The 26,991-nt window shown below is 71.2% G+C and carries 18 protein-coding genes and 1 pseudogene; 5 read left to right on the plus strand and 14 right to left on the minus strand.

Annotated elements, in window-relative coordinates; genetic code table 11:
- Positions 1-6: 6 nt before the first annotated feature.
- The gene (locus FNV62_RS08335; RefSeq protein WP_144314973.1) at positions 7-2,028 is read right to left on the minus strand and encodes a phosphocholine-specific phospholipase C; all 2,022 of its coding nucleotides are present in this window, start codon (positions 2,026-2,028) and stop codon (positions 7-9) included.
- A gap of 445 nt (positions 2,029-2,473) precedes the next feature.
- Between FNV62_RS08335 and FNV62_RS08340 the strand changes: the two genes are divergently transcribed.
- A complete protein-coding gene (locus FNV62_RS08340; RefSeq protein WP_143607255.1) occupies positions 2,474-3,904 on the plus strand; it encodes a PP2C family protein-serine/threonine phosphatase in 1,431 nt (476 codons plus the stop codon).
- An 80-nt stretch (positions 3,905-3,984) separates the two neighbouring features.
- Here the strand turns inward: FNV62_RS08340 and FNV62_RS08345 are convergent, their stop codons facing one another.
- Positions 3,985-5,487, minus strand: coding sequence for a hypothetical protein (locus FNV62_RS08345; RefSeq protein ID WP_143600515.1), 1,503 nt, complete (start codon positions 5,485-5,487; stop codon positions 3,985-3,987).
- Between the two features lie 233 nt (positions 5,488-5,720).
- On the opposite strand from FNV62_RS08345, the gene FNV62_RS08350 reads away from it, so the two are divergent.
- Both FNV62_RS08350 and FNV62_RS08355 read left to right on the plus strand, forming a co-directional pair.
- Entirely contained in the window at positions 5,721-6,863 is a 1,143-nt protein-coding gene (locus FNV62_RS08350; protein ID WP_144314975.1) for an aminoglycoside phosphotransferase family protein, read from the plus strand.
- Between the two features lie 328 nt (positions 6,864-7,191).
- Positions 7,192-9,183 carry an N-acetylmuramoyl-L-alanine amidase gene (locus FNV62_RS08355; RefSeq protein WP_144314976.1) on the plus strand — a complete coding sequence of 664 codons (1,992 nt, stop codon included), beginning with the start codon at positions 7,192-7,194 and terminating at the stop codon, positions 9,181-9,183.
- Positions 9,184-9,243: 60 nt separating this feature from the next.
- Here FNV62_RS08355 and FNV62_RS08360 read toward each other — a convergent pair whose 3' ends face one another.
- On the minus strand, positions 9,244-9,588 hold the full coding sequence (locus FNV62_RS08360) for a hypothetical protein (RefSeq protein ID WP_205523139.1): 345 nt from the start codon (positions 9,586-9,588) through the stop codon (positions 9,244-9,246).
- 55 nt (positions 9,589-9,643) lie between these two features.
- Positions 9,644-10,858, minus strand: a complete 1,215-nt coding sequence (locus FNV62_RS08365) for an RNA-guided endonuclease InsQ/TnpB family protein (protein WP_144314980.1) — start codon at positions 10,856-10,858, stop codon at positions 9,644-9,646.
- A gap of 53 nt (positions 10,859-10,911) precedes the next feature.
- Between FNV62_RS08365 and tnpA the strand changes: the two are divergent.
- Positions 10,912-11,312 (plus strand): annotated as a pseudogene (gene tnpA, locus FNV62_RS08370) (IS200/IS605 family transposase).
- 193 nt (positions 11,313-11,505) lie between these two features.
- Here the strand turns inward: tnpA and FNV62_RS08375 are convergent.
- Complete coding sequence (locus tag FNV62_RS08375) at positions 11,506-12,510, minus strand: helix-turn-helix domain-containing protein (protein ID WP_144314982.1); 1,005 nt, start codon at positions 12,508-12,510, stop codon at positions 11,506-11,508.
- Positions 12,511-12,636: 126 nt separating this feature from the next.
- Positions 12,637-16,458: a S8 family serine peptidase gene (locus tag FNV62_RS08380; RefSeq protein WP_144314984.1), complete on the minus strand. Its 3,822-nt coding sequence runs from the start codon at positions 16,456-16,458 to the stop codon at positions 12,637-12,639.
- Positions 16,459-16,715: 257 nt separating this feature from the next.
- Between FNV62_RS08380 and FNV62_RS08385 the strand changes: the two genes are divergently transcribed.
- Positions 16,716-17,735, plus strand: coding sequence for an LLM class flavin-dependent oxidoreductase (locus FNV62_RS08385; protein WP_054232927.1), 1,020 nt, complete (start codon positions 16,716-16,718; stop codon positions 17,733-17,735).
- A gap of 16 nt (positions 17,736-17,751) precedes the next feature.
- On the opposite strand, the gene FNV62_RS08390 is transcribed toward FNV62_RS08385, so the two are convergent.
- The 8 genes from FNV62_RS08390 to FNV62_RS08425 form a co-directional block, all read right to left on the minus strand.
- The gene (locus tag FNV62_RS08390) at positions 17,752-18,249 is read right to left on the minus strand and encodes a hypothetical protein (RefSeq protein ID WP_054232928.1); all 498 of its coding nucleotides are present in this window, start codon (positions 18,247-18,249) and stop codon (positions 17,752-17,754) included.
- A gap of 215 nt (positions 18,250-18,464) precedes the next feature.
- A complete protein-coding gene (locus FNV62_RS08395; protein ID WP_143611084.1) occupies positions 18,465-21,356 on the minus strand; it encodes a helix-turn-helix transcriptional regulator in 2,892 nt (963 codons plus the stop codon).
- 152 nt (positions 21,357-21,508) lie between these two features.
- Positions 21,509-22,123, minus strand: a complete 615-nt coding sequence (locus FNV62_RS08400; RefSeq protein WP_144314985.1) for a CGNR zinc finger domain-containing protein — start codon at positions 22,121-22,123, stop codon at positions 21,509-21,511.
- 306 nt (positions 22,124-22,429) lie between these two features.
- A complete protein-coding gene (locus FNV62_RS08405) occupies positions 22,430-22,672 on the minus strand; it encodes a DUF397 domain-containing protein (RefSeq protein ID WP_054232930.1) in 243 nt (80 codons plus the stop codon).
- Between the two features lie 83 nt (positions 22,673-22,755).
- Positions 22,756-23,922, minus strand: coding sequence for a thiolase domain-containing protein (locus tag FNV62_RS08410; protein ID WP_143607263.1), 1,167 nt, complete (start codon positions 23,920-23,922; stop codon positions 22,756-22,758).
- Positions 23,919-24,974 carry a thiolase domain-containing protein gene (locus FNV62_RS08415; protein WP_097283302.1) on the minus strand — a complete coding sequence of 352 codons (1,056 nt, stop codon included), beginning with the start codon at positions 24,972-24,974 and terminating at the stop codon, positions 23,919-23,921. Before FNV62_RS08415 ends, FNV62_RS08410 begins: the two co-directional genes overlap by 4 nt.
- Positions 24,975-25,916, minus strand: coding sequence for a Zn-ribbon domain-containing OB-fold protein (locus FNV62_RS08420; RefSeq protein WP_144314987.1), 942 nt, complete (start codon positions 25,914-25,916; stop codon positions 24,975-24,977).
- A 253-nt stretch (positions 25,917-26,169) separates the two neighbouring features.
- Entirely contained in the window at positions 26,170-26,970 is an 801-nt protein-coding gene (locus FNV62_RS08425; protein ID WP_144314989.1) for a crotonase/enoyl-CoA hydratase family protein, read from the minus strand.
- Between the last annotated feature and the right edge of the window lie 21 nt (positions 26,971-26,991).

Consider the following 26,991-nt stretch of genomic DNA (forward strand, 5'->3'; position numbering starts at 1 on the left):
GCGTGATCAGCCGCTGACGCTCGCCGTGCCCGTCTCGATGTGCCCCGTGAACCGGCGCGACCAGCTCGCGTCGGAGTCGACGGTGATCGTGAAGTCGTACCAGCCGTTCTGGTACGCGACGGCGTTGAAGTAGTCCTCGGCCGAACCGCCCGCGGCGACGGTGTACGTCCACGGCCCGTCGCCGCGGTACTGGTTCGAGGTGATCGTGAACTTCACCGGGGCGGCCGAGGAGTTGGTCATCTTGAAGTAGAGGGCGGTCTTGCCAGTGCCGGGTTCGGTGGCGTAACGGGTGCTCACCTCGGCCGACTTGCCCGCCTGGGTCGCGTCGCCCTTGAAGCGGCGCAGGAAGCGGTTGGGGCCGGCCATGGTGAGGTCGTACTTGCCGTTGCCGAACCCCGAGCCGATGTTGAAGGAGTCGGAGGCGGTGCCGTCGGCGTCGATGGTGTACTGCCAGGGCGTGGTGTCGCGGTAGGCGTTCGGGTGGATCGACAGGTGCGCCGCCCTGCCGGCCGGGGTGCCCTGGTTGGCCATCGTGAACCAGGCGAGGATCTTGCCGCCCGACCCGAACTCCAGGTGGTCCAGGTAGCCGTTCGGCTGGTAGGGCAGGGCGCGGGCGGGCCGGGTGCCGGGCTCCTGGGCGGGCAGGGCGTTGGTGGTCGGCACCGGGTTGGGCAGAGGGCCGCAGGTGGCGATCCCGAGCACGCTCGTGGCGGGCAGCGGGACCGTCCCGTAGGCCGGGTTGCCGAAGTCGAAGACCCCGGTCAGGTCGCCGGTGACCTTGCGGCGCCAGGCGCTGATGTTGGGGCAGGCGGCGGGCTTGCCGAGCGCCGTCGTCCATGTCTCCAGGAAGCGCAGGACCGAGGTGTGGTCGAAGACCTCCGAGGAGACCCAGCCGCCACGCGTCCAGGGCGAGATGACGAGCATCGGGACTCGGAAACCGAGACCGTACGGGACGCCGTTGAGGAACTCCCCCGCGGTGTTCGCGGGCGGGGCCGGGGGCGGCACGTGGTCGAAGAAGCCGTCGTTCTCGTCGTAGTTGAGGAACAGGACGGTGGAGTCGAAGACGTCCGGGTCGGCCGCGAGGGCCTTGTACACCAGGTCGACGAAGTGGGCGCCGTCCCCGGGCGGGGCATAGGGGTGCTCGGAGAAGGCCTGGTTGGCGACCACCCAGGAGACCTGGGGCAGGGTGCCCGCGAGGACGTCGGCCCTGATGGCGGCGGCTATGTCGTCGGGGGTGGAGCCGGTGACCTTCGGCACGGAGGCCATGCCGCGGTCGTACAGCGGGTCGCCCGCCTTCGCGGAGGCGAACTTCTTGAAGTAGGCGCAGCCGTTGTCGCCGTAGTTGTCCTGCGCGTTCTGGTAGACCTTCCAGGTCACTCCGGCCGTCTGGAGCGCCTCGGCGTAGTTCTGCCAGGTCAGTCCGGACTCGTCGCCGCCGTCGTAGCTGGAGCCGTCGACCTTGCCGCTCCACAGGTAGGTGCGGTTGGGGCCGGTCGCGCTGAGTGCGGAGCAGAAGTAGGCGTCGCAGATCGTGTAGTTGTCGGCGAGCGCGTAGTGGAAGGGGATGTCGGAGCGGTCGAGATAGCCGAGCGAGCGGACGTTGCCGACACCGGAGACCCAGTTGTCGAGGCGTCCCTTGTTCCAGGCGGAGTGCTGCGAGGACCAGGAGTGCGGGAGGTCGCCGTTGCACTGCGCGAGCGTCTCGCCGTCCTTGCCGCCCGCGGCGGGCGTGGAGCTGAGCTTCCACGGGTACTGCCGTCCGGCACCGTTCGGCTGGTTGAAGACGGAGTACCCGCCGGACAGGGTGATGGCGCTGCGGTCGTCGAAGCCGCGGACGCCCTTGAGGCGGCCGAAGTAGTGGTCGAAGCTGCGGTTCTCCTGCATGAGGACGACGACGTGCCGTACGTCCGAGATGGTGCCGGTCGTCGCGCCGGCGGCCGCCGCCGGGCGCGAGCCGACGCCCAGCGCGGCGCCCGCCGCCACGGATGCGCCGAGTCCCACGAAACCTCTTCGGCTGATCGGTGTCATTCGCCCGCCCCTCGTGACCGGAATGCCCCTGCGGCACACCGCGCGCCAGCGTGCACGCGGCGATCGCCGGGAGCCCTACCGATGCGGTGAGAGACGAATGAACAGCGGCCGAACGCCGACGCCCTTCGTCTGTTCACTGTGAACGTTGCCCCCTCGTTCCCCGGCATGGACACGCCGCGTACATATGACCGTCGAACAAAGAAATGAAGAAGGCGTCCGGCCACCCCTGGAGCCCCTCAAGTCACGTACCCTTTCTACGACTTGGGCGCGCGACCCGCGTACCGAATCCATGCCGGTCGACCCGTCCGTCTGGACTGCGGCATATGCCAGAAGCACCACCGGATCGTGTGTTGCCAAATCCCTTACAGGGCGTCGCGGGCTGTGCAACAGTCGTAACGGTCCCTCCGCCCAGCCTTGGTCGTACCGTCCCCCATCGGAGTGCGTCATGCCGTCCCATCTCTCTGCGGACCGCCCAGCCGCCCAGCCGCCCCCGCGCGGCTCGGTCGACGCGCTCATTTCGCAGACGCGACGGCTGCGCGGCGAGATGGACGCCGTCCGGCGGGACGCTCCCCTCGACGGCACGGACCCCCAGGGACGCTGGCAGCGCGCGCTGTGCGATCTGGCGATGCACCAACTCGACGACCTCGACCAGCATTTGGCACAGTTGCGGGACGGGCCCCCGCCCGTGCCCGCGGAGCCGGCCCGCGCGCCCGCCGTACCTGCCGTGTCGGCCGCGTCCCGGCGCGGCTCGCTGCTCAGCCGGGTGGGCAGTGCCGAGTGGAACCTGCTCACGGACGAGGCCAGTTGGTCCGGAGAGCTCTACGACATCCTGGGCCGCGACCCCGCCGCTCCCCCGCTCACCCTCGACGAACTGCCGTCGCTGATGCTCGACGAGGACCGGCCGATGCTGACGGCGATGGTCACCGACTGCCTCATCGACGCGAAGCCCATCGACGGCGAGTTCCGCATCGTGTGCCCCGACGGCGGGGTACGGACCGTGCACATGATGGGCGAGCCCGTGCTCGACATCGACGGCAGCACCGCCGCGATGTGGGCCGTGCTGCGCGATGTCAGCGAACTGCGACGCAGCCAGCGGACGGTGAGCGAGAGCCGTGAGTCGCTTCAGCTGCACCGACACCACGCGCAGAGCGAGCGCCGGCTCGCGGTCCAGCTGCAGGAGGCCGTCCTGCCGCCCTGGCGCGGCTCCCTGCGCTTCCCGCAGCGGGGCCCCGAGGCCCTGGACCTCGCCGCCCGCCATCTGCCCTCCTCGAACAGCGCGCTGATCGGCGGCGACTGGTACGACGCGATGGAACTGCCCGACGGAGCCACGCTGTTGAGTGTCGGTGACCTCACCGGGCAGGGCGTCACCGTCGCCTCGGGCATGGCGATGCTGCTCGGCGCCCTGCGCGGCATGGCCGTCGCGGGCACCCGGCCCGGGCAACTCATGTCCTGGCTCAACCAGTTGCTCGACGCCTCGGTGCAGCCGTCCCTCGGCAGCGCCGTCTGCTGCCGCTACCGGCCCGAGACCCGCACCCTCACCTGGGCGCAGGCAGGACACCCCGCCCCGCTGCTGTTCCGCAACGGGACGGGGCGCATGCTGGCAGCGCCGGACGGCGTGCTGCTCGGGGCCACCTCGGGGGCCGTCTACGGGCAGGCCGAAGAGACCCTCGAAGACGGCGACCTGCTGCTCCTGCACACCGACGGACTGGTCCCCGGGCACTATGGAGAGCAAGCCGTCCAGAGGCTGCTCGACCTGGCCCCGCGCTTCCGCGGAGCCCGTACGGCCCAGGACTGCGTACGGACGGTTGTCGAGGAATTCGGCGAGAGTGAGCGCGAGGACGACGCCTGCGTGCTCATCGCCAGGATCGGCTCATAGACCTCGCCGAGATCGGCTCACAGACCGACCTGGAACGACCCGGCCTGAAACCCTTTACTGTGCACACAGGCAAGGAGTTCTCATGCCTGTGTGGTGGTGCCCCCGCGCTTCGGCCTGAGCAAGCCCTTGGGGAGGGCGAGTTGGATCTCCTCACGCAGTTCGTGGATCTTCGGGTAGCCGGAGTACTCGGCGGTGAGCCGGTACATCTCGCGCAGTCGGTCCCAGGTGCGGTGGGAGGAGTTCGCCCCCATCGACACCAGGGCCAGCCGGGCATAGCGGTCCGCCTGCTCGGGGTCGTCCGCGATGAAGCACGCCGAGGCCAGCGACAGCCAGTCGAAGATCTGTGACCGCTGCCGCCCGTTCTCCCGCAGATGCAACGCTTCCTTGGCGTGGCGTTGCGCCGTGGTCGCCGCGGCCGGGTCGTGCTCCGCGAGCGTCCGGTAGGCAAGCGCCTGCATGCCGTGCATGTCCGCCTCGTCGAACATCTGCATCCAGCTCGGCGGTGGCACATCACCCTTGTCGGAGACGAAGAGGTCCTCCGCCTCCCCCAGGGTGCGCCGCATGGCCTGGCCCTTGCCCATCGACGCCTGAGCCCAGGCCTCGATCGTGTAGAGCATGGCGCGGGTGCGCGGCAACATCTCGGAACCCGAGCCCGACTTGGCGAGCTTCATCAGGTCCAGGGCGTCGTCGGGCCGGCCGAGGTGCACCATCTGACGGGCGGCGCGGGAGAGCGCCTCCCCGGCGCGCGGCCGGTCGCCGCCTTCTCTGGCCGCGTGCGCGGCGATGATGAAGTACTTCTGGGCCGTGGGCTCCAGGCCGACGTCGTGCGACATCCAGCCCGCGAGGACGGCGAGATTGGCGGCGACGCCCCACAGGCGGCGCTGCAGATGGTCAGGGTGTCGGTAGGAGAGCATGCCTCCCACTTCGTTGAGCTGGCCCACCACGGCCTTGCGTTGCAACCCGCCGCCGCGGGCCGCGTCCCAGGCCCGGAACACCTCGACCGAGCGCTCCAGTTCCTCGATCTCCTGCGACCCGATGGGGGCGGCCTCGTAACGGTCGAACCCAGCGGGGTCGGCGTGCAGGGGATTGTCGACTACAGGGGCGTCGGCCACGAGGGCCGGATCGGTGTGGAGCCAGTCGTGCATGGCACTGCTGAGTGCGGATCCCGCGGCGAGCGCGGCACCCGCGCCCACCAAGCCGCGTCGGTTGAGCATGAGGTCCATTCCCGTGAATTCGGTGAGGACCGCAGCGGTTCGCTCGGGCGCCCACGGCACACCGTCGGGATGTTCCACATTCCCGCCGCCCGGCCGTTTCCCCACACGCCCGTGCCGCACCAGACCGAGGTCCTCGATGGTCACGACACGGCCGAGACGCTCGGTGAAAAGAGCCGCCAGCACTCGCGGAACCGGATCGCGCGGGATCTCTCCCACGTCGATCCAACGCCGCACCCGTGAGGTGTCGGTCGCCAGCTGAGGGTGACCCATGGCCGCCGCCTGCTTGTTGACCAGCCTCGCGAGTTCGCCCTTGGACCAGCCGGCCAGGCCGAACAGATCCGACAGACGAGTGTTGGGTTGTCCGTTCACATCAAGCCCCCAGGTTCTCGGCTGAGTTGACAGTAACCCTCTGTCAGTTGCTGAGCGACTATTCGCCAGGGTTCGCCAGGGTGCGCCAGATGGTCTGCCACTGGGCATCCGGTGTCAGGTAGGAAAGCGCCACCCCGACCCGGTTGCCGAGGGACATTCCCCCAGGGTGTACCAGGGCGGCCGGGGCGGGTAGCGCAGCAACTTGCAGGCACACGAAGGGATCTGTTTCGCCCATGTACACAGCATCGTCCTCCGTGTCCGCTCCGCCCCGGTCGCTTCACCCCCGCCCGGCGGCGGGCAGCGGCCCCTACCTCGACCCCGCTCGACCGGCGGCCCCCGTGCTCGGCGCCGGCAGGACGCGGCGCGTTCCGGGGCTCGGCACCCAACCGCTCAGCGGGAGAATCGACTTGTCCGGCCCTCAGGGCGCGCAGCTGCGCACGGCGATCGCGTCGGTGCACCGGATCTGTCCGGAGTTCGCTCCGGTCCAGGTACTGCGCCGCAGCGGGCGCTCCGTGCTCCTCGTCGGCACGACGGGGCGCAGCACGGCCGTCGCCAAGTGTTTACTGGACCACTCCACGATCTGGGCGGAGCGGATCAGGCACGAAATAGCGGCATACCGATCGTTCGTGCGGCATCGGCCGCCGGTCCGGGTGCCCCGGCTGATCGCGGCGGACCCGGACAACTGCACCCTCGTGATCGAGCGGATGCCGGGGCGGGTGGCCGCGCTGCAGCGGCACCCGGCGGAGGCGCCGCCCCGCGCGGACATCCGGGCGGCACTGGGTGCGATCTGCCGGCTGAACGCGTGGCGGCCGCCGGCGGGGACGTTCGACGCCCCGCTGGACTACGCGGAGCGGATCTCCCGTTTCCATGAGCTGGGTCTGCTCACGGACCGGGACATGGGCGACCTGCAGAAGCTGGTGCACGGCATCGCGCACTCGGCAGGCCGTCAAGGCATGGGCCAGTTCTGTCACGGGGACGCGTTGCTGTCGAACATCCTGCTCTCACCGGCCGGTCCAGTGCTGGTGGACTGGGAGCACGCGGGCTGGTACCTGCCGGGCTACGACCTGGCAACGCTGTGGGCGGTCCTCGGTGACGCTCCCGTGGCGCGCCGGCAGATCAGTCAGCTCGCGCAGTCCGCCGGTCCCGCGGCGCGCGACGCCTTCCTGGTGAACCTGATGCTCGTACTGACCCGGGAGATCCGTACGTACGAGACGGCCGTGCAGCGTTCGATGCACGACGCGACCCCGGCGGCACCGGGACCGGCCCATCCGGGTGCTGCGCCGTCCGGCGAGGAACAGCGGCTGCTGCTGCGGCGGCTGCACGACGACTGCCAGATGGCCCGGCGGGCCGTTCGAGCGGCGGTCGGCACTCGTTGACGGGGACGAAGGCCCGCGGTGCGCCTGAACGGCGGCACACCGCGGGCCTTCGTCATGCGGGGGCACTGCCGTGCGGCGCCGATGTACGGCGAGCGGCGCGTCCCCGCCGGCATCCCTTCCGGGGCATCTTCACCCGTTCGCGCCACCGGTCCACTCCACTGACGCCTTGCAGGCCGTCCCGCTGCCGCCACGAAATCGTGTTCGTCCCCCGCTGACATGGAGAATCGCCTGCCCCTGGGCATGATTGACGGATCGTCGGAGAGCCGATACCACTGACCCACGTTCGGCCCGCACGCCCCACCGCGCTCGACCGTCCCAGGAGGCTGCATTGCGAGGATCCGTCACCGACCCCGAGGCCACCGCCGGGCACAGACGCGCGCGCCGTACCGCGGGCGCCGTCGCCTCGGCGACGCTGTTGCTGCCGCTCCTCGGCGCGGCACCGTCGAACAGCACCGCGCAGGCGTCCTCCGATGGGCTCCAGCGGGCATTCGCCGGCGCCGCCGCCGAGTACCACGTGCCGCTGAGCGTCCTGCTCGGCGTCTCCTACCTCCAGTCCCGCTGGGACGCGCACGCCGGCGTGCCGAGCGCCAGCGGCGGCTACGGCCCCATGCACCTCACCGACGCACGCACGGCGATCGCGGAGGCACCGCACCACAGTGATGGCACAGAGGACGCCCGCGGTGACAGCTCGCGCGCGGCCCTGCTGCCCACCACCAAGGTGCCGCAGAACTCCCAACTCCCGGCCCGCCTCAAGACGTTGACGAAGGCGGCCCGGCTCACCGGCCTGCCCGAGGAACGGCTGCGCACCGACGCCGCGGCGAACGTGGCGGGCGGGGCCGCGCTCCTGGCCGCCGCACAGAAGGACCTCGGCGAGCCGCTGAGCGACGACGCGGCCGACTGGTACGGCGCGGTGGCGCGCTTCTCCGGCGCGGACGACACCGCGACCGCGGCGACGTACGCCAATGACGTCTACGGAGTGATCCGCGAAGGCGAGGAGCGCACCACGGACGCCGGTCAGCAGGTCGCGCTGGCCGCCCGGCCCGAACTGCGCCCCGACACCGCGCAGCTGCGGCGGGCCGGGCTGCGTACCGTCTCCGCCAAGAGCACGGAGTGCCCCACGTCCGTGTCCTGCGAGTGGATTCCGGCCCCGTACTCGGAGTTCGGCAACAATGACTACGGGAACCACGACCTCGGTGACCGGCCCACGTCGCAGAGCATCAAGTACATCGTCATCCATGACACGGAGGGCACCTGGGACGGCGTTCTGAAGCTGGTCCAGGACCCGACCTACGTGTCGTGGAACTACACCCTGCGCTCGACCGACGGTCACATCGCCCAGCATGTGAAGGCGAAGGACGTGGCCTGGCACGCGGGCAACTGGTACATCAACGCCAAGTCGATCGGCCTGGAGCACGAGGGATTCCTCGCCTCGCCGGACGCCTGGTACACGGAGGAGATGTACCGGGCCTCGGCGCGCCTGGTGACCTACCTCGCCGAGAAGTACCGCGTTCCGCTGGACCGGCAGCACATCCTGGGCCACGACAACGTGCCGGGCCCGACCACCTCGACCATCCCCGGCATGCACACGGACCCGGGCCCGTACTGGGACTGGCAGCACTACTTCACCCTGCTCGGCCACCCCTTGCAGCGTGCGACGAAGGCGAAGACGAGGACGAGTGGCGGTCTGGTCACCATCCTGCCGAACTTCGCCCAGAATCAGCCCCGGTACACGGGATGTGTCACCAGCGGCGAGCCCTGCGCGGCGCACGGCTCCAGCGAGGTGCGGCTCTACTCCCGGCCGGACGAGACCTCGCCCCTGATCAAGGACATCGGGCTGCGTCCCAAGGGCGACGACTCGACGATCGACGTGAACGACGTGGGTTCACGGGTCTCCACCGGACAGCGGTACGCGGTCGCGGACCGGAACGGCGACTGGACGGCCATCTGGTACCTGGGCCAGAAGGCCTGGTTCAAGAACCCGCAGGGCCGGCCGACGGCGGTGAACGCCTCGGGCCAGGTCGTGACCCCCAAGGCCGGCGTCACGGAGATCCCCGTGTACGGGCGTGCCTACCCGGAGGCGGCTGCGTACCCCGCGGGCGTGCCCGTCCAGGCCGTCTCGCCGCTGCCGTACAAGATGCAGGCAGGCCAGAAGTACGCGGTCGGTGACAAGGTGCCGGGCGAGTACTTCTACGCGCCGACGTTCGACACGGCCCCGCACAGGGTCGTGATCGGCAAGGACATGTACTACGAGATCCAGTTCGGCCACCGGGTCGCGTTCGTGCGGGCGGCGGACGTGAACCTGACGCGCTCGCGCACATAGGTGCCGGGGGGCGGGGGCCGGGCCGCGGACAGCGCCCCGGCCCCGGCTCCCGTACCGTCGTTACTCCGACCAGTCGAGCTGGTGTTCCGGCCTCCCGAAGGTCCAGCCCAGCGCCCGGGCCTCGGCCCGGGCCGTACGGTCGCCCCGCGCATAACGCAGAACCCGCCCCGGGAACACCACGAACGTCTCGTCGGCGGACCGCAGATCCGCGTACCAGCCGGGCTGGTCCAAGGCCCCCGATATCGCCTCGGCGACCTCCGCCGCGCGCGCCGCCGACACGCTGAACTCGATGACCGTCCAGACGTCCGGCTGCCCGGGCCCGACGTTCTGCGGACGGAACCGATAGATCTCCCGGGCTTCTATCCGCAGGTCCTTCAGGTGGGTACCGACCTTCAGGCTTTCCACGATGAGTGAACCGTCGGTCGTGACTCCTCCCCCGGCTGAAGCCGGGGGCTTCTCGCTATGCCGGGTTGGCGTTGCGACGGGCCAGCCCGGCCCGTAGAACGTTGGTGGCTCCCACCGTGTCGGCGTGGGCGTTGTGGCCGCAGGCGACGCAGTGGAATTTCTCCTGTGTGGGCCGGTTCTCCTTCGCGGTGTGCCCGCATGTGGGGCAGGTGCGGGAGGTGTTGCGGGGGTCCACGGCGATCACTTCCCGTCCGGCGCTTTCAGCCTTGGCGTGCAGGATCGTCAGGAACACCCCCCATCCGGCATCGCTGATCGACGCGTTGAGCCCGGCCTTGACGGCGGCCCCGTTGGGCAGGAAGGTGCCCGGCCGGCCGGGGTCGGGCTTCGGCGCGGGGGCCTTGCTCATGTTGCGGATCCTGAGGTCTTCGTGCGCGATGACGTCATGTGCGCGGACCAGGCCCAGCGCGGTCTTGTGCGCGTGGTCGAGCCGCTGGCGACGCACCTTGCCGTGGAGCTGAGCGACCTTCTCCACCGCGCGCTGGTGGCTGGCGGTGCGGTCCTTCGCCTTGCGGCGCGGGAACCGGGACAATGCCCGCTGTGCTGCCTGGAGCTTTCCGGCTGCCCGGCGGCCGTGGCGCGGGTTGGGCACGAACCCGCCGCCTGAGTCGGCGAGGAAGTTCGCGATGCCCAAGTCGATCCCGATCACGCTGCCGGTCGCGGGCAGCGGTTCGGGCTGGTCCTGCTCGGAGGTGAGCACGACGAACCACTTACGGCCCTCACGCTTGACCGACACGGTCTTGACCCGGCCGGCCACGGCGCGGTGCTGGTGGACCCTGACGTGGCCGACGCCCTGGAAGCGGACGCGAGTAACGGGGTCGTGCGGGGTGGAGTTCCACCGGCAGCCGTCCCCATCCTTCGGGAACTCCACCGTGTCAAACCAGGTCACCCCGCGGAAACGCGGATAGCCGGGCGTCTCACCGGACTTGACCCGGCGGAAAAACGCCTGCATCGCCTTGTCGAGACGGCGCAAGGTGGCCTGCTGCGAGGAGAACGACCAGCGGCCCTGACGCTCCGGGTCGAACGCCCGGATCCCCTTGAGCTGCGCGGACTGCATCCCGTACCTGACGCTCGTCTTCGAGACATGCCGGTAGGCGTCACGGCGTTCCTGCAACGCCCCGTTGTAGAGGGAGCAGTGATCCCGCAGCATCTCGCCGAGTGCCTGAGCCTGCCGGACGGTGGGCCGCATGAGGAACTTGTACGCACGGATCACCCCAACGCCCGCCCCCTCCGGTCGAGTTCGCTCGATCCTACTACCCTTGGCGTATGTCGCCACGCTGGGAACCAGATCCCGATATCCGCCGGGGAAACCACGTCATTTATAACCTCCATGCACACTTGGTATTCGCCACCCAGTACCGCCGGGAAGTCTTCAACGGCGAAATGCTGACGCGCTGCGAGGCGATCATGCGGGACGTGTGCGAGAGCTTCGGCGCACAGCTGCGGGAGTTCAACGGCGAAGGCGACCACGTCCACCTGCTCGTCCACTACCCACCGAAAATCGCCCTGTCTAAACTCGTCAACACCCCAAAGGCGTCAGCTCCCGCTACCTGCGGGCGGAGTACACCGGCCGGATCAACCGAATCGGCACCGGGCCTGTGTTCTGGTCCCCGTCCTACTTCGCGGGCTCCTGCGGCGGCGCACCGCTGAGCGTCGTCAAGGACTAGATCGACAGCCAAAAGCGCCCAGCCTGACCGTCACCACAAAGGCGCAGAGAACTCCGGCGTTTCGCACCTCCGGGCCGAGGATCGCATTCCCGCCCGGCCTGAAGGCCGGGATTCCCTGCGAAGATTCAGAGAATGGCGGGGCGTACTGCCCGGAGACGGGCGCCGGGGCCCTGGGACCCGGCGCCCGTCTCCGCTACACCCAGTCCCGGCGAGCGGCCTGCCAGGCCAGTTGCATACGGGTGGCCGCCCCGGCGAACGTCATCAGTTGCTGGATATGACGTTGGACCGTACGCCTGCTCAGGCCCAGTTGCGAAGCGATCGCCTTGTCCGTGACGCCTGCGACGAGCAGGGAGAGCAGCCGTCGGTCCGTGGTGGAGAGGGAGTCGGCGCCGGATGTCCCGTCAGTGCCGCTGACCGTTCCAGTGTCGTCGACGTGCAGGGGGATGGCGTCGTCCCAGTAGCGTTCGAAGAGTGCGATGAGCGCGGCGAGGAGGCTGCTGTCGCGCACCAGGGCCGCGGTGGGTTCCTCGGGGCTGCCGTGCGGACCACCGGGTACGAGGGGGCAGATGGCGATGGCGCGGTCGGACACGGCGAGTCGCAGGGGCAGATGGGGTACCGCGCGGGCGACCTCACCCGCCCGTACGCCCTCGATAACGTTGTCCACGGCTCCCTCGTCGTCGAAGAACGCCTTCTCGTAGAGGACCCGATAGCGCACCCCGCGGGCCAGGGCGTCGAACTCCGCCTCGTTGCTGCCCGACGGCATGGCGACGTACTGGGCCTTGCAGAACCACAGCATCTCGTCCTGGGTGTCCGCCTGGATGCGGCGCAGGTGCTGGCGCAGCGCGTCCGCCCCGGTGATCACCTCGATGAGCTCGCCGGCGTCGCGCCGGCGCATGGTGTCCCGGTAGGTCGCCAGCAGGGCGGTGGCCGTGGCGCGGGCCTGGTCGAGGGCGTCGGCGTTGCGTTTGAGCCGGGGCATGAGGGCCACATCGGGTGGCGTGGCCCGGTAGAGCCGTGGTGATCCGTCGGTGTGACTGGCCAGTCCCCTGGCCGTGAGCGCCTCGAGGGTCCCTGCGGCGTCCGCGGTGGTGGCACCCGAGCGGATCGCGAATTCGCGCGCCGAGGTGTTGCTCATCGTCACCAGGATCCGGTAGGCGGACTCCTCGGCATCGGTGACCCCGGCGGCTTCCAGTGTCACGGCGCTCTCCTTGGTCCCACCCCGTCCAACGGTTGAACACCGTACTGCATCCGTGTGGACGGGCGGCGGGTGCACGGCCGCGTCGCTTCGCCGTGCACCCGCCGTGCGCGTTGTGCGCGGCCGTGTCTACCCCCTTTGCAGGTAGGCGCGTTGCACCGTCTGTCGGACACTGTTGCCGAGCCGGTCCCGGGCCGTGACCCGCAGGGTCACATACGCGTCGCCGTGGCCGGAGGGCCTGGTGACGGTGGCCCGGAAGGCGTTGTGTCCGCGGCCTTGGACCGCCGCACCGCCCCAGTGCTTGCCGTCGTCGTAGGACACCTCCACGCGCAGGGACACTCCCTGCGGGGCGGGCTGCCCGTCCTGGGCGCGGACGGCCAGGCCGATGGTGTGCGTCCGTCCGCCTCGCACCGCGTTGTGCGCATCGACCGGTACGTCGTAGTCGAGTTGCAGCAGGGACAGCGGTGTCGCCGTGGCCGTGGTCGCGGAGCGGAAGGACCAGGAGGTGTCCGTACGGGCGGCGAACGCCCACTCGTCGTCCACGCGCGAGGTCGTCAGGTCCAGCCGGTAGTCGGCCGCGCCCGGGGAGACCTCGAAATCGGTCCAGGCGCTGTCGGCGTCGGCGACCTTCACCCCGTCGCGGTAGAGCGCCGCGGCTGCCGTGTCACCGCCCGGCGCGTCGGCCGCCGTGGCGAGTCCGCCCACCCCGCCGCCGTCACCGGCGAGCAGCCGTGACCAGTGACCCGCCGTGGAGTCGGTGAACTCCGGGATGCGCAGGGCCAGTACGTCTCCGGTCCGTACCGAGGGCGTCGTGGTGCCCCGGGGGATCGAGGGGCGCACCACTGCCCCCTGCCAGCGCTCGTCGAGGTGCTCGCCGGGTCGGTAGGTGCGCGGCGCGTCGTGCATGCCCACGGCCAGCGGCATGTCGACGTCGAACGTGGTCGTGTGATGGACCCGGTGGAGCCAGGCCGTGCCGTTCGCGCTGACGTACTCGGTGCGTACGAAGCCCGTCGGCACATAGCGGGTGTACTGCAACCAGGCGGTGTCCTGGTAGGGGCGCCGGGCGAACCGCTGTTCACTGGCCCAGGGCGCTCCTCCGTTGTCGGCGTATGTGGTCCGCAGTACCGCGCTGTTGCGCTCGGACACCGTGTACACGACCTGCCGGGGTATCTGTTGGGACGACGTCTGCATGACGTCGTAGAGGTAGGGGCTCTTCGCCGTTCCGGTGAACCTGACGGTGGTGGTCGGGTGCTTCTTCAGCCGGTCGAGCAGGGCGGCGCCTACCGCCTTGCCGACGCGGACGGTCGGCACCGCGGTGCGTTCGCCGTCGGGGCTCCAGCGCGTCCAGGCGATGTCGGCGAAGTGGGTCATCAGCAGTCCGCGTACGCCCGCCGCGGCCGCCTGCCGGGTCAACTCCCGCTCGTCCGTGCCCTCTTCGTTGCGGACGATCGCGAGTTTGCCGCGGGCCCGGCTGAAGTCGGGCTTGGCGAAGGTGCCCGCGTCCACGGCGGTCAGGGTGGTGCCGTCGGCGTCGAACAGCGGTGAACTCGGCATGTAGTACGCATTGAGGGCGAGGTCGCTGCCCGACACCTTCGCCTCGAGCAGCGGGGCGACCAGCTGCCAGCGCGAGGCGAACTCGAAGGTGCCGTCGGTGACGGCCGCGGTGGGGCTGACGTAGAGCCGCTTGGCCAGGTCGAAGTACATCGTGCCCTGGAGGAGGCTGTGTCCGTCGATCTGCCGGTAGGTCTGGTAGTCGAGGATGCCGCGCTGTTCGGCGGGCCGCGGCGTGCGGATGTCGACCTTGGTGGTCTTGCGCGCGTCCAGGGTGACGGCCGTGTCCTTGGTGACCTTCACCTCGGGCAGGACGACGTGGCGCAGTTCCTGTCCGTCGTCGGCCGTGTCCAGGCTGGAGTAGTCGAGTTGATAGGTGCCTTCCTCGACTTCGGCGACGGCGGGCTCGGTGCTGACGTAGCCGACGAATCCGTCCGTGCCCCAGATGGTGGGCAGTGCCTGGACGCGGTTCCCGTCGTGGTCGTAGGTGGTGACGGTGAGCTTGTGGGTGGGGCCGTGCACCACGATGCTCACCGTGGTGTGGACCTTGACCGCGCCGTCGGTCGTGGTGGCGGTGACATAGCCGTAGTAGTCGCCCCGGCCGGCCCGGGAGGGGTCCACCGTCAGCGGCACGTCCACGGTGGCACCGGCGGCGATCCGCACCGCGTCGGAGCCGAGCCGCAGCGCACCGGTCGTGAGTTCCCGGCCGCCGGTGGTGGCGAGGTGGGCCGCGAGCGCGAGGGTGACGTCCTTGTCCGAGGTGTTGGTGTAGCGGACGGTGGCCGTGCGCGGGGCGCCGTTGTCGCCGCCGGTCCCATAGGGTCCCAGGGCCACGCTCCCGGTGGCGGTGACCGGTCCGAGCGCCGCCGCGGCCACGTCGACCCGGCCGCCGCCCTCCTCGGTCACCTGCTGTCCCCCGACGGTGTGCGCCGTGCTGATGAGCGCGTCCTTGAGCCGCTGTCCGCTCCAGGTCGGATGCGCCTGGGCGAGCAGGGCGGCGGCGCCCGCCACATGCGGGGTGGCCATCGACGTACCGGAGGCGGCCACGTAGTACTGGTCCACCGGTTCGCCCATGGTGGTGCCCGCCGCGCGGGCCGCGACGATGCCCACGCCCGGCGCGGTGACATCGGGCTTGACCGCACGGTCGCCGTGGCGCGGACCGCGGCTGGAGAACGGGGCGAGTGAGTCGTCGCGGTCCACCGCGCCCACGGTCAGTGCGGCGTCCGCGGCGCCGGGCGAGCCGATGGTTTCCTGGCCCTGCTCTCCGCTGTTGCCGGCCGCCACCACGAACAGGGCGCCGCTGGTGCTGCTGAGTTCGTCGACGGCGAGGCTCATCGGGTCGGTGCCGTCGCTCACCTCGTCCGAGCCCAGGCTCATGTTGACGACCTTGGCGCCCTCGGCGGCGGCCCACTCCATGCCGTCGATGACCTGCGACTCGGTTCCGTAGCCGTCGTCCCCGAGAACCTTGCCGATCAGCAGGTCGGCGCCCGGTGCCACCCCCTTGCGGGTGCCGCCGGACGCGGCGCCGGTCCCGCCGACCGTGGAGGCGACGTGGGTGCCGTGACCGAAGACGTCACCGGTCCCGGAACTGCCCGAGAAGTCCTTCGCCTGGCTGATGCGTCCGGCCAGGTCCGGATGTGTCTGGTCGACACCGGTGTCGAGTACCGCGACCTTGACGGAGGTACCGTCGTACCCGGCCTTCCAGACCGCCGGGGCGTTGATCTGTCCGGTGCTGCGGTCGAGGGTGGCGTCCACCCGGCCGTCGAGCCAGATCCTGGGCGTGGCGGCCACGCCCGCGGCACTCACCCTGTTCGGGGCGGGGGCGAGTTGCTTCCAGAACCGGCCCAGGTCGTCGTCGGAGATCCGGACCGCCTGCGCGTCGATGCTGTCCAGCGCGCGGACGGGCGCGTCGTCCTCGGTCAGCGTGGTGAGCCTGCGCACCGCGGTGGCCGGGACACCGGCCGGGCGGCCGATGATCAGGGGGAGCGTGTCGGTGTGCGCCGCGTCGTACTTCTGTTTGATGAGTGCGCTGACGTTGAACAGCTGCCGGTCCAGGCGCCCGGCGGAGACCAGGTCCTGGGCGTCGGAGGGCAGAACCGTCAGGTCACCGTCCTGTTCCACGGTCCGGAACAGGATGCCGCGCCTGCCGCTGCCGGGCTCGACGGCGGCGATCCGCTTGCCGTCGCCGTCCGTCGTGACGGTCACACGGTCGCCGGTGATCAGCCGCACGGTGGCGCTGCCACCCGCCGAGCCTCTCCCCGAGACAGCCGTGGCTGCCGTTGCCGTCGTGGTCGTCCCGGCCGTACCGGACACACCAGCCGCGCCGGCCGCCGATGGCATGCCGCCGGCGGTCAGCGCCAGGCCGGCCGATATCACCGCCGCGAGGCGGATGCGTCTCATCTGATCGGCACCTTTCCGTGCATGGTCGTGCGCGTGAGGAGATCTTCATTCGGGTGCTGCACAGAATCCGCTGCCGCCGGACGCGATGTCACCGTTTCCCGATGGCGCGGATGGGACATGTCGCAACCGCGCCACCCCGCGGACTCCGTGGACGTCGGGGCGGGAGCGCGGAAAGCGCCTGCCACCCTGGGCATAGCCGCCGTGGCGCTGACGTTCGACTGTTCAACAGAGATCGTCGCGAACGTTGGAGGAGCCTCGTGCCACTGCCCTCACACCCCTTGCGGAAGCTGGGCTTCTTGACCATCGGGTTGTTCGACGAGGCCGACCCGCGGCGGGGTCACGAGTCGACGCTGGAGATCATCGAGCTCGGTGAGCGGCTGGGATTCGACAGCGCGTGGGTGCGACACCGCCATCTCCAGTACGGGATCTCCTCCCCCGTGGCCGTACTGGCGGCGGCCTCGCAGCGCACCAGCCGGATCGAGCTGGGGACGGCGGTCATCCCGGTGGGGTGGGAGAACCCGCTGCGGCTGGCCGAGGACCTTGCCACGGTCGACATCCTGTCCGGGGGCCGCCTCAACCCGGGCGTCAGCGTCGGCCCGCCGATGCACTACGACCAGGTCAAGCAGGCCCTCTACCCCGACACCGGCGACGTCGAGGACTTCGGCTACGCCCGCGTGGAACGGCTGCTGGACTTCGTGCGCGGCAAGTCGGCGACCGACTTCAGCGGCGTCGAGGGCTTCGAGGTGTTCTCCGACCGCGTCCAGCCGCACGCCGCGGGTCTGGGCCGGCGCATGTGGTACGGGGGCGGCAGCCTGCGCTCCGCGCAGTGGGCGGGCGAGCACGGGATGAACCTGCTGACCAGCAGTGTCGTCAAGGCGGAGGAGTCCGAGGACTTCGCCGAGATCCAGCGGTCGCACATCCGGACGTTCCGCGCCCACCACCCCGACGGCGACCGTGCCCGGGTCTCCCAGGGCCTCGTCGTCATTCCCACCGACAGCGCCTCACCCGAGCAGCGCGAGAAGTACGAGGAGTACGCCCTGAAGCGCACTCCTCGTACCGCGACCCCGCAGGGCCCGGCCCGGATGATGTTCGCGCCCGATCTCGTCGGCACCTCCGAGGAGATCGCCGAACGGCTGTACGCCCACGCCGCGTTCCGGGAGGTCGACGAGGTCGCGTTCGCGCTGCCGTTCACGTTCGGGCACGAGGACTACGTGCAGATCCTCACCGACCTCGCCACCCGGCTCGGTCCGGCACTCGGGTGGCAGCCGGCCGCCTGAAGGCGGCGCCGGGGCCTCAGCCCTGCTGGAAAAGCTCCGGCGGCAGCGGCTTCAGCAGGGCGTACAGGTCGTCGGTGATGGGACGGTCCCAGGCGGCGATGGTCACCAGGACGTTGTCGCTGCGGTCGAACTGCACGCAGGAGATGCGGGTCTCGGAGAGCTTGAGACGGCGCACGATGAGGAGACCGTCGCCCTGCATCACCGGGATGTCCTCGGTCCCGGTGACGGTGACCTCCTCGTCGTTCTCCAGCGCCAGCAGCAGCTGGGCCACCTCGAAGGGGATCTCGTCCTCGGCGACCTCGCGGGCCGGGGAGCCCTCGGGCAGATTGCCGATGATCATCGCGGGCCCACGGCCGCCGAACAGGTCGTAGCGCAGGAAGACACCCTGGCAGCTGCCGTCCGGGGCGGGCAGCAGACCGGCACCGAGATTGCCCGGCCAGTCACCCGGATCCATGGCCAGAACGTCGAAGTCGGGCCCGGCGGGCGTGGCGCTGCGGCGGCGGAGGAAGGACATGCCGCAATGGTACGTGCCCGGGCGCGAACCGGGCCTCGGGGGCGTCCCCCGTGCGTGGCCCCCGGCCCCGGCTGTGCGTGGCTGCCGGACCCGGTTGCGGATGATTGCCGGACCGGGCGCGCGTGGCCCCCGGCCCCGGCTGTGCCTGGTTGCCGGACCGGCTGTGCGCGGTCGCCGGACCGGTTGTGGAGGGTTGCCGGACCGGGCGCGCGTGGTTACCGGGCCGTTTGCTGGCCCAGCGCCGCCGCCAGTCCCGTACGGTCCGTGCCCACCTTCCGGTAGACCGCCGAGAGCAGGCGGACGACGGTCGGCTCCTCGGTCCCCAGCTCCTCGGCGACCTCGGTCGTGGTGCGGCCCCGTGCGGTGAGCGCGGCGGCCGCGCGTTCACGGGCGGTGAGGGTGTCCGTCTCGGTGCTGTGCAGGCGGCGCGGGCGCAGTCCGGCGGCGGCCAGCTCGGCGCGGGCCTCGTCGCCGAGGCCGTCGGCGCCGCACTGCATGGCCGCGTCCAGTCCTCGGTAGAGATGTTCGGCGGCTTCCTTGGGAGAGCCCGAGCGGCGCAGTTCGGTACCCAGGGCGACCAGCGCGCAGGCCAGTTCATAGGCGGCCGGGGAGCGCTCCAGGTGACTGACGGACTCTTCGAGGAGCTTGACGCGGGTCGAGCCGGAGGAGACGTCGGCCGCGGCCCGCAGTGCCTGTCCGACGGCCGAGGGGGCGCCGAACTGGCGGGCGCGGTGCACCGCTTCGAGTGCCGTGGCGACGGCGCGTTCCGGCGCGTCGTGCTTTTCGGCGCGGGCGAGGTGGAGCTGCCAGGGGCACCAGGAGGGGTTGCGCATGCCGCGCGGGTCCAGGCGGCGTCCGGCCGCTTCGAGCTCGGCGGCGGCTTCCTTGGTGAGGCCGCGGGCGAGCAGCAGTTCGCCGTGCACGGTCTGGACGTCGGGGAAGGTGACGGCGGCCGGGAAGGGCGCGCCGAACGCGTGCTCCTCGCCGATCTGGGCGGCCTCGGTGACGCGACCGCGGGCGAGCAGGATCTGGATGATGACGCCGACGGCGTACCAGTGGACGGGGGTTCGGGCGCCGACGCGTTCGGCGAGCCTGAGGCCGGCGCGGGCGAAGTCCTCCGCTTCGGCGAGTCGGCCGCGGCGGTAGCGGACGTATCCGAGGAGGGTGTAGCCGAAGGAGAGGTGGGCGCCGTGCCAGCCCTGGGACTCGAAGTCGGCGATCCCGGCGGCGAACAGTTCCTCGGTGCGGCCCGGGCGGTCGGCGTACATGAAGGTGAAGGCGACCAGCACGGGCACCTCGAAGCCGCGGTCGGCCTCGGCCCAGCGGATCCCTCCGGCGAGGGCGCGTTCGGCGTGGTGGAGCGCGACGTGGGCGGGCTCGCCGCGCAGCGTGGCGTCCCAGGCGCGCAGGCCGATGACATAGCGCTCGGTGAGGTCGCGGCCGGTGAGCCGGTCGGCGAGGCGGGTCAGGCGGCGGGAGCGGGCCGGGGAGTCGGGTTCGTCGGCGCGGAAGGCGTCCCACATGAACTGTTCGGACTGCATCCGCAGCCGCACCCGGGCGTCGCCGGTCATACGGATCTCACGGGCCAGTGTCTCGGAGGCCTCGGCGAGCCGGTCGCTGTGGGCGAGGACCTGGGAGAGCCGGTAGACGATGTTGTGGCGCAGTTCCGGGTCGGTGATGGGTTCTTCCAGGGCGGCCCGGAGGTGGTTGACGGTGGTCGCCGGTTCGGTGAGCAGGGAGGCGCAGCCCAGTTCGTGGAGGACCGCGGCCCGCTCCTTGAGGGGTGGCGGTTCGCGCAGGGCGCGGGCGAGGTAGCGGCGGGCGGCGTCGGGGGCTCCGGCGCGCTGGGTCTCGCGGGCGGCGGCGCGCAGCTGCTGGACGACCCAGTTGTCGCCCTCGGGGTGGGTCTCCATGAGGTGGCGGGCGGCGGCGGAGGGGCCGAGCCCTTCGTTGATGACGCACCAGGCGGCCTGGCCGTGCAGGGCCACGCGGACGGCGGCGGGGATGGCGCGGTAGACGGCGGTGGCGATGAGGGGGTGGACGAACTCCAGGGTGTCGGCGCCGGCGAGGATACGGGCGCCGCGCAGGGCGTCCGCGGCGTCGGCGGCCTCCTCGGAGCCGAGGCCGGCCACGGCGGCGGCCAGGGTCGGCGGGATCTCGGTGCCGAGGACGGCGCAGGCCCAGGCGAAGCGCACGGTGGAGGCGCCGAGGCGTTCGAGGCGGGCGATCAGGCCGCTGCCCTTGACGGCGGCGGCGAGGTCGCGCAGCAGGTGCGCGCCCTCCTCGGTCGGGACCAGCCCGCGGTCGCGGACCTTCGCGGTCAGCTCCACCGCCTCGAAGGGGTTGCCCGCGGTGACCGCCCAGCACTCGCGGCAGAACACGTCGTCGGCCTGGGTGCCGAGGTCCTCGCGGACGAGGTCGGCGACGGCGGCGGCGCTGAGCGGTTCGAGGTCGAGGGGACGCAGGCCCGCGCGTCCGGGAAGGCTCCTGAACGCCTCGGCGTGGTCGGGGAGTTCGTCGGGCCGGTAGGCGACGGCGAGCAGCAGCGGAAGTTCCTCGACGCGCGGCGCGAAGGCGGCGAGCCAGCTCAGTGACTCGGGGTCGGCCCAGTGCGCGTCGTCGAGGACGAGCACCATCGGGGCGCGCTGCACCGCGAGGTGGGTGAGCACCCAGTCGAGGCCGTCGCGCAGGCCCTGCTGGTCGGGCGGGGCACCCTCGGACGGGGCGCACAGGCCGAGCGCGGGACCGACGATCGCGTACCAACTCCCCAGTTGGGCGCGGAGTTCCGCCTCCGCGATCCCGGCGAGCTGGGGTTGCAGGAGCTGGCGGGCGACGTGGAAGGCCACGCCCTGTTCCTGGTCGCCGCCGCGCGCGGACAGGACCGTGCAGCCCTGGGCCGCGGCGCGCCGCCGTACCTCGGCGAGGAGCGTGGTCTTGCCGATTCCGGCGCGTCCGGCGAAGGCGAGGAGCGCGCCGCGGGGCCGCTCGGATGCTTCGGTTCCGTCCTCGCGCAGACCGGTGAGCTCGTGCAACGCCTCGTCGGCGGCGGCGAGTTCACCCTCCCGTTCGAAGAGTGTCCTTCTGCTGCGTACAGCGCGTTGTCCCATCATCCACCCCCTGGCCACGGTGGTGCGGTCCACGCGGGGAGCGGATGCGTACCGTGACCTCCAGGGACCTCAGAGTACGCTCGTAGCGCCTCGTGGGGAGCCCTTCCGCCGCTACCCGGCGCGGGCTTCTGCCGACCGACCGGATTCTTCGGTCAATCCCCCACGGCCTGCGCGGATTTCCTGTGCCGTTCGTGATGGCGGGCGACACGTGCACGGTTCCCGCACGAGGGTTTGCACCACTCCTGTCGCGGGTGTTCCTTGATGAAGTAGCGCACGCAGCGCGGCGCGTGGCAGGCGTGCAGCCGCGACCTGTCCGGGCTCGCGAGGAAGGCGAGGGCGGCGCGGGCGAGCAGTGCCGGGAGGGGAGCGGCGCCGCCCACGGCTTGCCGGCGTACGACGGGTTCGGCGCCGTCGTCCCAGGTGAGGACGGGGACGGTCGGCGCGAGGGCGGCGGCGGTGTTCAGGCACAGCACGGCCTGGGGTACGGGAAGCAGCCGTGCGGCGTCGGCCGGGCTGGGGTCGCCGGGGCGCACGGCGCGGGCGAACAGGGCGCGGACCGCGGCGCGCAGGTCGCGTACGGCGGCGAGCGCGGCGGCGTCGGCGACGAAGGCGTCGGCTCCGGGCAGCAGGTCGGCGTGCCCGCGCACCCAGGTGGTGAGTCCACCGGGTTCCGCGAGGTCGTCGGCCACTCCGCCCTGTCCGTCGTGCCGGATGGTGAGGGCGAGGTCCAGGGCGAGCCGGGTGTCCGCGTCGATCGAGTCCGCCATGACGCTAATGATAGGTACACGTGCACCCATTAGCCGCGCGGGGCCGCCATGCCGTTCAGCCGTACGGGGCGCCATGCCGTTCAGTCGTACGAGGCCACCGTGCCGTTCAATCCCTCGGGGTCACCGTGCCATTCAGTCGATCGGGGCCGCCGTGCCGTTCACGGATCGCCCGTCCCGAAGAGGAAGCCTCGTCCTGGGACCGGACCCCGGCTCGGGCACCGGCCCCGGGACGGGACCCACGTCGCGTATCGCCTCCTCGTACCGGGCGTCGGCTCGCAGTCTCGACGTCGGGTCGGTCAGGTCGGCTCAGGTCAGGTCGAACTCTCCCTCGCGGGCGCCCGACACGAACGCGCCCCACTCGGCCGGTGTGAAGATCAAGGAAGGGCTCGCGGGACGGCCACTGTTGCGCATCGCGATGAAGCCCTCGACAAAAGCGATCTGGACGTCTCCCCGCCCTCGGCTGCTGGACTGCCATTCGGCGTTGCTGAGGTCCAGCTCAGGCTTGTCCCATCCCGCCAGCGGGTGCTGCTCGATGGTGCTCTCGGCCACGTCCGTGCTCCTCCCGGTTCGTCGTCCGCCGCCAGCCTAGCGATCGGTTCCGGCGGCGGACAGGCCACGTGAGGGGGACGCTTTCAGGAGGTGGGCGGCTCGGCCCCGACCAGCCACATCGAGAAGAACTGGGATCCCCCTCCATAGGCGTGTCCCAGCACCCTGCGAGCCCCTTCCACCTGGTGTTCTCCCGCCTGACCGCGCACCTGAAGTGCCGCTTCGGCGAAGCGGATCATGCCGGAGGCGCCGATCGGATTGGTGGAGAGGACACCGCCCGACATGTTGACGGGCAGGTCCCCGTCAAGCTCGGTCACACCGGATTCGGTGAGCTTCCAGCCCTCGCCCTCCTCGGCGAAACCGAGGTTCTCCAGCCACATGGGCTCGTACCAGGAGAAGGGCACGTACATCTCCACGGCGTCGATGTCACGGCGCGGGTCCGCGACGCCCGCCTGCCGGTACACGTCGGCCGCGCAGTCCTTGCCCGCCTGCGGCGACACACAGTCCTTGCCCGCGAACAGGGTCGGCTCGCTGCGCATCGCGCCGCCGTGCAGCCACGCGGGCGGCCTCGGCGCGCGGGCCGCCCCCGCCCGGTCGGTGAGGACCATCGCGCAGGCGCCGTCCGAGGACGGGCAGGTCTCCGAGTAGCGGATCGGGTCCCACAGCATGGGCGAGGCCTGCACCTTCTCCAGCGTGATGTCGTGCTCGTGGAGATGGGCGTACGGGTTCTTCAGCGCGTTGCGCCGGTCCTTGTACGCGACCAGCGAGCCGACGGTGTCGGGCGCGCCGGTGCGCCGCATGTACGCCCGTACGTGCGGCGCGAAGAAGCCGCCCGCCCCGGCCAGCAGCGGCTGCTGGAAGGGGATCGGCAGGGACAGGCCCCACATGGCGTTCGACTCGGACTGCTTCTCGTAGGCCAGGGTCAGGACGGTGCCGTGGACGCGGCCCGCGATCAGGTTGGTGGCGACCAGGGCCGTGGATCCGCCGACGGAACCCGCCGTGTGCACCCGCAGCATGGGCTTGCCGACCGCGCCGAGCGCGTCGGCGAGGTACAGCTCCGGCATCATGACGCCCTCGAAGAAGTCGGGCGCCTTGCCGATGACCACGGCGTCGATGTCGGCCCACGTCAACTCGGCGTCGGCGAGCGCCCGCCCGGCGGCCTCGCGGACGAGTCCCGCGAGGGACACGTCCCGTCGGGCCGCCACGTGCTTGGTCTGGCCGATGCCTACGACGGCCACGGGCTCCTTGCTCATCGGGGATCCCCTTCGAGTACGGCGACCAGGTTCTGTTGGAGGCAGGGCCCGGAGGTGGCGTGGGCGAGCGCCCGGTCGGACTCGCCCCGGTGGACGCGGGCGGCGGCCTCACCGATGCGGATGAGCCCGGCGGCCATGATCGGGTTGGCGGCGAGGGCGCCGCCGGACGGGTTGACGCGCACCTCCTGGCCGAGCCGCAGCGCCTTGCGCAGGACCACCTCCTGGGAGGTGAACGGCGCGTGCAACTCGGCGGTGTCGACGGGCCGTTCGAAGGCTCCGGCCCGCTCGGCGGCGAGGCGGGTCGACGGTGAGTCCGTCAGGTCGCGCACGCCGAGGCCGTGCGCCTCGATGCGGTGGTCGATGCCCCGGATCCAGGCGGGCCGCTCGCACAGCTCGCGGGCCCGCTCCCCCGCCGCGAGGATCACGGCGGCGCCGCCGTCGCCGACGGGCGGGCAGTCGCCGACGCGCAGGGGCCGTACGAGGTACTCGCCCTGGGCCACCGAACCCCGCAGCTGCGCGTGGGAGTTGGTGGCGGCCGAAGTGCGGCTGCGGGACGCCACCCCCGCCAGCGCGGGCTCGTCGGTCTCGCCTGCGTCGATGAGCGCCTGCGCCTGGAGGGCCGCGAGGGCGACGGAGTCGGGCCACAGGGGCGCGACGTAGTACGGGTCGAGCTGACGGGTCAGCACGTCCCGTACGGATCCGGGTGACGACTTCCCGTACCCGTACACCAGAGCGGTGTCGGCGTCCCCGGTGAGCAGTTTCGTCCACGCCTCGTACAGCGCCCAGGCCCCGTCCATCTCCACGTGCGACTCGGAGATCGGCGGCCAGGCGCCCACCCCGTCGAGGGCCATGGTGAAGGAGAAGGCGCGGCCCGCCAGGTAGTCGCTCGAACCGGAGCAGGTGAAACCGATGTCGCTGGTCTTCAGCCCGGTCTGGTCGAGGACGGCGTGCAGGACCGGGATGAGCATCTCCACCTCGGAGAGCTCGTCGGTGGTGCGCAGATGGTCGCTCTGCGCGAAGGCGACGACGGCGACGTCCCTGATGGGCGGCATCTACAACAGCTCCTTGTACGTGTCGTACGCGGCGTCCGGTTCGCCGGTGGGCCGGTAGTGGTCGGGATAGCGGCCGCCCTCCGTCCACACCGGCTCCACCCGCAGCCCCATGCGCACCTGGTCGTAGGGGATGCCGCCGATCCGGCCGTGCAGCGCGAGGTCGGCGCCGTCGAGGGCGATGTGCGCGTACACGTACGGCACTTCGATGTCGAGGTTCCTGGCCTTGATGTTGACGATGCAGTACGTGGTCACGGTGCCGCGCGGGCCCACCTCCACCTGCTCCGACGTGACGACACCGCAGGTGGGGCACGCGCCCCTCGGCGGGACGTACACCTTGCGGCAGGACGGGCAGCGCTCGCCCACGGTGCGCCGCGAGGAGAGGCTGTTGATGTAGGCGGACTGGGCGCGGCCGGGCGAGTAGACGTAGTCGAGGCGCGCGGGAGCGACGATGCCGGTGACCATGTCCTCGAACCGCCCGTCGTGACCCGCGAGCTGCGGGCGGTCTCCGTCGTACGGCTCGAAGCAGGCGATGTCGGTGATGGCGCCGGTGCGCTGCGCCGCCCAGCGGACACGCACGCGCATCCCGGTGCGTACGGCCTCGGGGCCCGGCGCGTCCAGGGCGTGCAGCAGGGCGGTGTCCGCGCCGTCGAGCCGGACCAGGACCCAGGCGAAGGGGGTGTCGAGGGGTTGGCCCCGACGGGGTTCGTGGTTCCAGGCCCAGGTGGTGACGGTGCCGGTGGGGGCGACCTCGACGAGCTCGCCCAGGTCCTCCGCGGTGACGGGGTCGTACTCGACGGGCGGGACGAGCGTCCGGCCGTCGGCGGTCTTCACGCCCAGGACGACACGCTCACGCAGCCCGGTGAGAAACGCGCTCTGGACGGGGCCGAGCGATCGGGTGAAGGGGAACTCGACGACGAGGGGGGCTTTGAGGACTTCGGGCATCCCGGTTGTCTCCTTAGGGGAGGGGGATCGTGCGCGTCACGACTCCGTCGGGGGGAGGGGGAGTTTCGAGCACGTGGTGACTCCGTCGGGGGGAGGCGGAGGGTCAAGCACGTGGTGACTCCGTACCGGGGGGGGGGAGGAGAGGATCGAGCGCTCCCCCGGAGGCAGAACCCAGGACCTCGGGTCTCCCCTCCCGGCCGCAGAAGGCCGCTGTCACGCCCGTCGGCCCCGCGCACCGTCACGACCCCGGACGTCACGCGCGCCGATAGACGGGTGGGCGTTTCTCGGTGAAGGCTCGGGAGCCTTCCTTCGCGTCGGCCGTGTCGAAGATCTGCCAGCCGCGGGTCAGCTCGGCCGCGAGGCCCTCCGTCTCCGTCATCTCGGCGGTCTCGTACACGGACGCCTTCACCGCCTCGACGGCCAGCGGACCGCAGGCGTTGATCAGTTCGGCGATCTCAAGAGCCTTCTGCCGCGCCGTCCCGTCGGGCACGACGTGTCCGACCAGACCGATCCCGGCGGCCTCCCGGGCCGAGTACGGACGCCCTGTGAGGAGCATCTCCAGGGCGTGCGTGCGTGGGATCTGGCGTTGCAGGCGGACCGTGGAGCCGCCGATGGGGAACAGCCCGCGCTTGACCTCGAAGAGCCCGAAGGTCGCCGACTCCGCCGCGACCCGGATGTCGGTGCCCTGGAGGATCTCGGTACCGCCCGCGACACAGTGACCCTCGACGGCGGCGATCACCGGTTTGCGGGGGCGGTGGTGGCGCAGCATCGCCTTCCAGTGCAGATCGGGGTCGGCCTTCAGCCGGTCCCGGTATTGCTGCCCCTCCATGCCCCGCCCGGCCAGCGCCTTGAGGTCCATGCCGGCGCAGAAGGCGTCCCCGGCACCGGTGAGCACGATCGAGCGGATCGCGTCGTCCTCGTCGGCCTCGATCCAGCCGTCGTACAGACCGACGAGCATCGGCAGCGAGAGCGCGTTCTTGGCCTCGGGCCTGTTGAGCGTGAGCACCAGTGTGGCGCCTTCGCGCTGCACGGTGAGGTGTTCCGTACCACCCATTGTCGTCCTCCCGTCAGACAG

This window comes from Streptomyces sp. RLB3-17, assembly GCF_007113425.2.
Taxonomy (GTDB): domain Bacteria; phylum Actinomycetota; class Actinomycetes; order Streptomycetales; family Streptomycetaceae; genus Streptomyces; species Streptomyces mirabilis_D.